The 7,609-nt window shown below is 65.6% G+C and carries 4 protein-coding genes and 1 tRNA gene; 2 read left to right on the plus strand and 3 right to left on the minus strand.

What is annotated here, in order from left to right:
- Nucleotides 1-131: 131 nt before the first annotated feature.
- Nucleotides 132-2,132 (minus strand): OPT family oligopeptide transporter, encoded by a 2,001-nt coding sequence (locus tag QP415_RS10450; protein ID WP_285099979.1) that lies wholly within the window; start codon nt 2,130-2,132, stop codon nt 132-134.
- Nucleotides 2,133-2,360: 228 nt separating this feature from the next.
- On the opposite strand from QP415_RS10450, the gene QP415_RS10455 reads away from it, so the two are divergent.
- Nucleotides 2,361-2,450, plus strand: a tRNA-Ser gene (locus QP415_RS10455).
- Nucleotides 2,451-3,972: 1,522 nt separating this feature from the next.
- Here QP415_RS10455 and QP415_RS10460 read toward each other — a convergent pair.
- Nucleotides 3,973-4,656 carry a superoxide dismutase gene (locus QP415_RS10460; RefSeq protein ID WP_285099980.1) on the minus strand — a complete coding sequence of 228 codons (684 nt, stop codon included), beginning with the start codon at nt 4,654-4,656 and terminating at the stop codon, nt 3,973-3,975.
- A 165-nt stretch (nt 4,657-4,821) separates the two neighbouring features.
- Nucleotides 4,822-5,790, minus strand: coding sequence for a DUF808 domain-containing protein (locus QP415_RS10465; protein ID WP_285099981.1), 969 nt, complete (start codon nt 5,788-5,790; stop codon nt 4,822-4,824).
- Between the two features lie 78 nt (nt 5,791-5,868).
- Between QP415_RS10465 and QP415_RS10470 the strand changes: the two genes are divergently transcribed.
- Complete coding sequence (locus QP415_RS10470; RefSeq protein ID WP_285099982.1) at nt 5,869-7,563, plus strand: DUF7059 domain-containing protein; 1,695 nt, start codon at nt 5,869-5,871, stop codon at nt 7,561-7,563.
- Nucleotides 7,564-7,609: the final 46 nt, after the last annotated feature.

Below are 7,609 nucleotides of genomic sequence, written 5' to 3' on the forward strand. Positions count from 1 at the left end.
CCCCAGATTCACAGACACGAAAAGCCTCCCATTCCCTGGACTTCAATTTCGATGTCCAAGAAACGGGAGGCAGTTCAGAACGAGGCCGGGGCTGATGCGTGACGCGAGGCCGTGCCCCGCTGACGACGCGCTTACTTCGAGGCGGACTCGCGATCCGCGTCGCGCGTGATCTTACGGGCGAAACCGTAGAGCAGCCACGTCGCACCCGCGAAGAACGCGATGCCGAGTACGTTCGCGACGGGGGTGTAGCCGTCGCCGATGAACGGCAGCGCCAGCGGGGAATCCGAACCCGTCGCACCCGCGATGCCCGCGTAGATGACGCCGAACAGGGACTCGCCCACAATCAGACCCGTCGCAGCCAGCGTGCCGAAACGCTTCGCGCGCTCCGCGTCCGCCTGCTTGGAAGCCCACCTGTTGTACAGGAAGCCAATCAGGCCGCCGATCGGGATCAGGATCGTGAGGGAAACAGGCAGGTAAATACCCATGCCGACCGCCAGCGGAGGCAGAGCCAGCTTGCCCTTCGACGCGGGGCGTAGAACCTCGTCGATGATGATGACGACGACGCCGATCGCCGCGCCAATACCCAGGAGCTTCCAGTCGATGCCGCCGCCGAGGACGCCCTTCGCGAGCGAAGAAATCAGCGAGGCCTGCGGGGCCGCCAGCGCATCCGGGCCAGCGCCCGGCGCACCCTGGAAGCCGAAGGAGTTCTGCATGAGCTCCAGGACCGGAGGAATGATCAGTGAGCCGAAGACAACACCGATGACCAGGGCGACCTGCTGCTTCCACGGGGTCGCGCCCACCAGCTGGCCCGTCTTGAGGTCCTGCAGGTTATCGTTCGCGATCGTCGCGATACAGAACACGATCGCGGACGTGAACAGCGTGTACGCGATGAGCGCCGTGTTCTCCTCCGTGGTCGAACCGCGGCCGTGCACCGCGAGGATAACAACCGCCGTGATGACGACGACCAGCAGGCCGACGCCCGACACCGGCGAGTTCGACGAACCAATGAGGCCCGCCATGTAACCGCAGACCGCCGCGACCAGCAGACCCGCGAGCAGAATGAAGAGAACCGACACCGCGATCAGGACCGCCGTGTTGTGCTCGATCTGCGTGCCGCGCATGAACCACCACAGCAGGCCCGCGATCGGAACCATCGCCACGAAGATAGAAACGATGACCCACTTGCCGGGGATGTCCTGCTCGGTGCGGTCGATCTGCGCGCCGTTCTCCTTGGTGCCGCGCGAGGCGCGCAGCGACTCCGACATGCCGCGGACAATCGGGCCCATGATCTTGATGAGCGTCCAGATGGCGGCGACCGCCATGACGCCCGCGCCGATGAAACGCACGTCCGTCTTGAAGACTGTCGACAGGGCGTCAGTCAGGTCGTCCGCGCCCTGCAGCTGGCCATTCGCGTACAGGGGCAGGAGGACGCCGTAGGAAATCACCATGCCGATGAACATCGCAACGCCCACCGTCATACCGACCAGGTGACCCACGCCGATCAGGGCGAGGGACAGGGAGGTGGAGAGCATCGTGCCCGTCGAGCCGATCTTGAAAGCGGTACCGACCTCGGAGGCCGTCACCTTCAGGTAGCCGAACAGGGCCATCGCCGCCGAGGCCAGAGCGCCCCAGGTGATCGCGAGCAGGCCGCGCTTGTTGTCCTCGCCGGCCTCCTGGGAGTCGCCAACCTTGAGGATCTCAGCGCCTGCCACGCCCTCGGGGTAGGGCAGGTTCGAGCCCGTCACGAGCGCGCGACGCAGGGGAATCGAGTACATGACGCCCAGCGCACCGCCGACCGCACACACGAACATGGTCTGCCAGTAGGGGAAACCGCTCCACCAGCCGACGATCACGAGGCCGGGGAGGACGAAGATAACCGCCGACAGTGTGCCCGCCGCCGACGCGATCGTCTGAACGATGTTGTTCTCCTGGACCGTGTGATCGCCCCAGAAGCGCAGAACCGCCATCGAAATGACGGCCGCCGGAATCGACGTTGCGAACGTCAAGCCGACCTTCAGACCCAGATACACGTTCGCAGCCGTGAACACCAGCGTGATAATGCCGCCGATGATGATGCCACGCAGGGTCAATTCTTTGAGCGACGTTTGCTTCGCCGCAGTTGGCGCAGACACGAAAAATCCTTTCGCTGCGTTGAGTAGATACCCTGCAAGAGTAGAGCATGTATGCACGCCCGTGAATGGTATGCGGTCGCTTAATCTCGTTTTCAACTGTTCTCAATGGGGAGGTGGTGGCCGCTTTGTGTGTTGCCGTGTGATCTTGCGGGGTTGTGTGGCCCTGCTCCCAGCCTTCCCGGTCGATTTGCGCTGCCCGGGGTGTTCTGTAGTAGAGTATCCGGGTAAGGTAGCGTGTCCGAGCGGCCGAAGGTGCAGCACTCGAAATGCTGTGTGGTGTCACAGCCACCCTGGGTTCAAATCCCAGCGCTACCGCCACTGCCGCCCGGCCCCAATGGGGCCGGGCGGTTTTGTTATGCCTGGATGGTGTGGGCGCGTGCGCGTGTGTGCTTGTTGCCCACGGGCCGCTCTCCCATCAATTTCGCACGTAATTCCCTTGCAACTTGTTCAAACATTGAAATCACCTCGTTGGAATTGCAACGTTTTTAGACGATCTCAAAAAATGACCGTCTGAAATTATGTGCGAAATTTGTCTGGACCGGGCCCTGCCACGGCCCGCGGGCGCCGCAGCCAGGCCCCGCCAGGCCCCTCCGGCACCCTCCACACCAGTGGGGCCTGGTGTGATGGGCGGCCCGGCACGTCGGCTCGAAGCTCGGCCAGGCCCCGCCCCCGCTCGCGGGTGTCGCAGCCATGCCCTGCCGCCGCTCATGGGCACCACAGCCCGGCCCCTCTGTCATCCAGCAATTTCGCATGCAATTCCCCTGAGTGTATTTCAAATGTTGAAATCTAATCGTTGATATTCTGCGGTTTTTGAGCGTGCATCGATTCGTGTCGTGGGGGAATTGCATGCGAAATTTGTTTGGGGCTGGGTTATGCCGCCGCCCACCGGCACTGCGGCCAGGCACTTCGGCCCCTCTGGCGCCCTCCACACCGGTGGGGCCTGGTGTGCTGATGGGTATTGCACTGGAGGGCCTACGTCTGCACGCGCGAAAAAGTTCTCCCTGCGTCGCTGTTAGATCGTGAAAGCGCGAAAAAGTTCGCCCTGCGCGCTCAAATCGGCCCAAATTCGGCGTTTTTGCGCTTGCTGGGCGAACTTTTTCGCGGAAATGTCACTGGAGGGGTGGTGTTGGGCGAGTTTTTTCGCGCCAGCCGGTGCTGTGCCCAGTACTTGTAGGCGATGCGGCGCACTTCGGGCTGGCTGCGATGGGGTTTTGCACTACACGAAGCCTTCTCGCGGCGTGTCGCCGGCGTGTCGAACCCCCGTGTCGTGCAATTCCCCCCGACTGGTGACGGCGAGGCCGCGGTTTGCAGTGCTGGGGCGCCCAAACCGCAGACCACCTCGGTGAAAAACACTGAAAACGGGCTGTTAGTGGCGAGGTGGTCTGTGTTTTGGGCGCAACGGTGCCTGTCGTGGCGTGTTGCGCGCACGCAAACCCGCTATTGCGAGCGGTAACCCGCTCTGTCGCACGCAAACCCGATATGTGGAGTGTGGGCGGGACTGCCCAGGCGCGTATTAGCGGGTCCACGTGTGGATTAGAGGGCCCACGTGCGAGTCTCAGGCCCACGTGCGAATGAGCGGCCCCGCAAATGGTTAAGTCGCTGTGGCGTCGCAGAGTTGGGAACGCTGCTGCCGTGAAGTACGTGTGCGCCGATCGTGCCGGAGCTTTCGCCAGGGATACGCCAGAGGCGGGACCCCGAAGGATCCCGCCTCTCGTTGCGTGCGGCGGCCGTGCCGTCTGCGCTGGAAAGTCGGCGCTGGAAAGCGAGCGCCGGACAGCAGCCCTCGAACCTCAGCCCGCAGCGAGCAACGACGGCCACGAAAGCGTCAGGCGCGCAGCGCTCAGTTCTTCCACCAGCCCTTGACGGTGTCGATGGCCTGCGTGCCCAGGTCGGACAGTGCGGAGTGGGCGTTGACCAGGCCGGAGGACAGGCGGGCGGCCTGGAAGCGGGAAGCGACGTTCTCCCAGTTCACCAGGTTCCACCAGGCCTTGACGTAGTCGGCCTTGACGTTGAGGTAATCCAGGTAGAAGGCGTGCTCCCACATGTCGATCATGAGCAGCGGAACGGTCGCGACCGGGATGTTGCCCTGCTGGTCGGTCATCTGGTAGGTCACGAGGCGCTTGCCGACGGTGTCCCACGCGAGGACGGCCCAGCCGGAGCCCTGCAGGCCCAGGGCGGCGGCGGCGAACTGAGCCTGGAAGGACTCAAAGGAGCCGAAGAACTCGTCGATGGCGGCGCCGAGCTCACCCTCGGGGCGCGAGGCGCCCTCGCCGGTCATGTTGGTCCAGAAGATGGAGTGGTTGGTGTGGCCACCGAGGTTGAAGGCCAGGTTCTTCTCCCACAGGTTGATCGCGGCGAAGTCGCCGGACTCGCGGGCGGCGGCCAGCTTCTCGAGGGCGGCGTTCGCGCCGGCCACGTAGTTGGCGTGGTGCTTGGAGTGGTGCAGCTCCATGATGCGGCCGGAGATGTGGGGCTCGAGAGCGGCGTAATCGTAGGGAAGTTCGGGCAGGGTGTAGACGGTCATGATGCTCCTCCTGGGCGTCGTCGTCGTTTGTCTATTGACTCCAAGGGTAGTACTTAAGTCCCGGCTTGCGTAGGGGTTATGTGTCACCTTTCGCGCAGTGCGATCAACGACGAGGCCGGGGCTGGGTCTCGCGACCACGCCCCGGCCTCGTGAAACGACAGTAGATCAGGCCTTCGTGCGCGCCCGGCGCACGAGCGTGGAAGTGCCGACGACGATCCACGCGATAATGGCACCGAGGATGACGCCGAAGATGCCGGATAGGAGAGTCTCGACCAGCCAGGTCACGAAACCGCCCGCGGCGGACACCGCGTGCTCGGCGACCTCGAGGATGTGGTGGAAGACGGGGACGCCGACCTCGGCGAGGTTCTCGATGACGAGGTGGCCGCCGACCCACAGCATCGCGACCGTGCCGACGACGCCGATCACGTTGAAGATGTGCGGCATGACGCGCACGATCGTGCGGCCGACGTTGTCGACGGGGCCGGGGCGGTTGTCCTCGGGCTTGATGGCATCCTTGGCAAGGTGGAGGCCGAAATCGTCGGCCTTCACGAGTAGTGCGACGAGGCCGTACACGAAGAACGTCATGAAGAACGCGACCCCGATGAGGACGGCGACGCGCATGATGCCGGTCTCGTTGGAGAGGCCGGCCATGGATACGAGCATAATTTCGGCGCTGAGGATCAGGTCGGTGCGGGTCGCGGAGGAGACGATGGACTTCTCGAGCTCCTCGGCGGAGGTGGCGCCGCCCTCCTCGTGCTCCTCGTGGTGGCCGGGCAGCCAACCGAGTTTCTCGAGGACCTTCTCGCCGCCCTCGAAGCACAGGTACGCGCCACCCACGACCAGCAGGAACGGCAGAACCTGAGGGGCCAGCCATGTGAGGAGGAGGGCGATCGGCAGGATGATGAAGAGCTTGTTGATGAGGGAGCCGCGCGCGATCTTGCCGATGATGGGCAGCTCGCGCTCCGGGCTCAGGCCCGCCACGTACTGGGGGGTGACGGCCGTGTCGTCGATGACGACGCCGACCGCCTTCGAGGAGGCTTTGACGGCGTTTGCCGCGACGTCATCGATTGACGAGGCCGTGACCTTCGCGAGGGTCGCGATATCGTCGAGCAACGCGACAAGTCCACCGGACATGGGTTTCCTCCTCTGAGCCGGGCGTGAGGCTCCTGGTTGGGTACCCGCGCATTGTACGCGTGGGGATAGGCTTGAGTCATGACGACTTCCGTACCCGTCCCCGCCCTCGACCGTGACATGATTGGGCGCCTGCGCGCCGATGTGATCGCCTCGGCGTGGACCGTTGAGAATCTTCAGAATCTGCTCAGCCAGGGCGCGATGTCGGCGCTGATGCGTGACTCGCGTCTGCCCGCCCTCGTGGAGCTTGTGGGGTCATCCGATCCCGCCGCGGTCCTCACGCGCTTCTTTATCCTGGGCCAGCCCGAGCGCGCCTCGGCCCTGAGTGAGGCGCTCCCGACCTTGGGTGCGGAGGGCTTGGAGTCTCTCGGCCTTGCAGCCACCATCGACGAGGCCGAGGCCGCCTCCGCTCTCACGGCGTCCCGCGCGTGTGGTGCGCCCGCGCGCGAGTCTGCGGACAAGCGCGAGGAGGAAGCCTCGGCCCCGAAGGCGCCGAGCCTGCCGACCATGCGTGATCCCGACGAGGACGCGCCCGAACCCGAGGTCGCGGAAGACCCGTGGATGCGTGCGCTTTTTGACCTGCGTCCCCACGCGGCGACCCTGCCGGACGGCGACCACGAGTGGTGGGTGGCCTCGGACCTGGGGGAGGTGCAGACCGGTAAGCCGCTGGCCGACGACCACGTGCTCGGCATCGGCGGCGCGACCCTGACCCTGCTGGAGATGACGGTACGCGAGCGGGTCGACTCGGCCCTTGACGTGGGCTGCGGCTGCGGCATCCAGGCCCTCTACCTGGCCACGCATGCGGGCCGCGTGGTGGCGACCGACCTGTCGGCGCGCGCGTGCGCGATCACCCAGTTCAACGCGGCCCTCAACGAGGCCGTCATCGACGTGCGCGAGGGCTCCCTCTTTGAGCCCGTCGAGGGTGAGACCTTTGACCTCATTGTCACGAACCCGCCCTTCGTGATCACCCCGGATTCGGTGCGCGGCGCGGCCGGGCTGCTCGAGTACCGCGACGGCGGCATGGATCGCGACAACCTGATCCGCGCTGTCCTGCGCGGTGCGCCCGCGTGCATGAACGAGGGCGGCACCCTGCAGATGCTCGCCAACTGGGAGATCCCCGCCGACCGCAACCCGGACACGCAGTGGTCGTGGCGCGTGGATTCGTGGCTTGAGGGCCTGCCGGTGGATGCGTGGGTCGTCCAGCGCGACGTGCTCGATCCGGCGCGCTACGTGGACATGTGGATCCGCGACTCGGGCGGCCAGCTGATGGAGCGCGCCGACTATGAGCGTGCGTTCACCTCGTGGCTGGCCGACTTCCGCCGCGCGGGCACGGGCGCGATCGGCATGGGTTTCGTGGCGCTGCGCAGGCTCGACGAGGCCGAGGCCGCCTCGGGCGGCAAGCGCGCCTACGACCTGTCCCTCGATGGGCACGCCCCGCGCGGGCGCGACGTCGCGTGGGCGCTGGCCTCGCTGCGTGCCCCGGAGCTGTGGGACACCGCGCTGAGGCGCGCCTCGGACGTGCGCGAGGAGCGCCACTACGTGCCGGGCAGCCCCGACCCGGAGCTGATCATCATGCATCAGGGTGGGGGACTGGGCCGTTCTGTGCCGGTGTCGTCGGCTGTGTCGGCGGTGGTCGGCGCTTCGGACGGTGAGCTGACGGTCGGCCAGATCGCGGCGGCGGTCGCGATGCTCACGTCCGTTGAAGCCGATGATGTGCGCGCCGAGGTCGAGGCACCCCTGCGCGACCTGATCCGCTGGGGATTCCTGACGTACTGAGCGTTGTTGTGTGCGTGGGCGCCACGGCTGCAGGGGCAGCCGCGGC

This window comes from Pauljensenia sp. UMB3104 (assembly GCF_030217285.1).
Lineage (GTDB): Bacteria > Actinomycetota > Actinomycetes > Actinomycetales > Actinomycetaceae > Pauljensenia.

What these genes read in the sequence shown, in the direction of transcription:
- QP415_RS10460 (WP_285099980.1), bottom strand. Translation starts at nt 4,656, where the DNA reads ATGACCGTCTACACCCTGCCCGAACTTCCCTACGATTACGCCGCTCTC.
- QP415_RS10470 (WP_285099982.1), top strand. Translation starts at nt 5,869, where the DNA reads ATGACGACTTCCGTACCCGTCCCCGCCCTCGACCGTGACATGATTGGG.
- QP415_RS10465 (WP_285099981.1), bottom strand. Translation starts at nt 5,790, where the DNA reads ATGTCCGGTGGACTTGTCGCGTTGCTCGACGATATCGCGACCCTCGCG.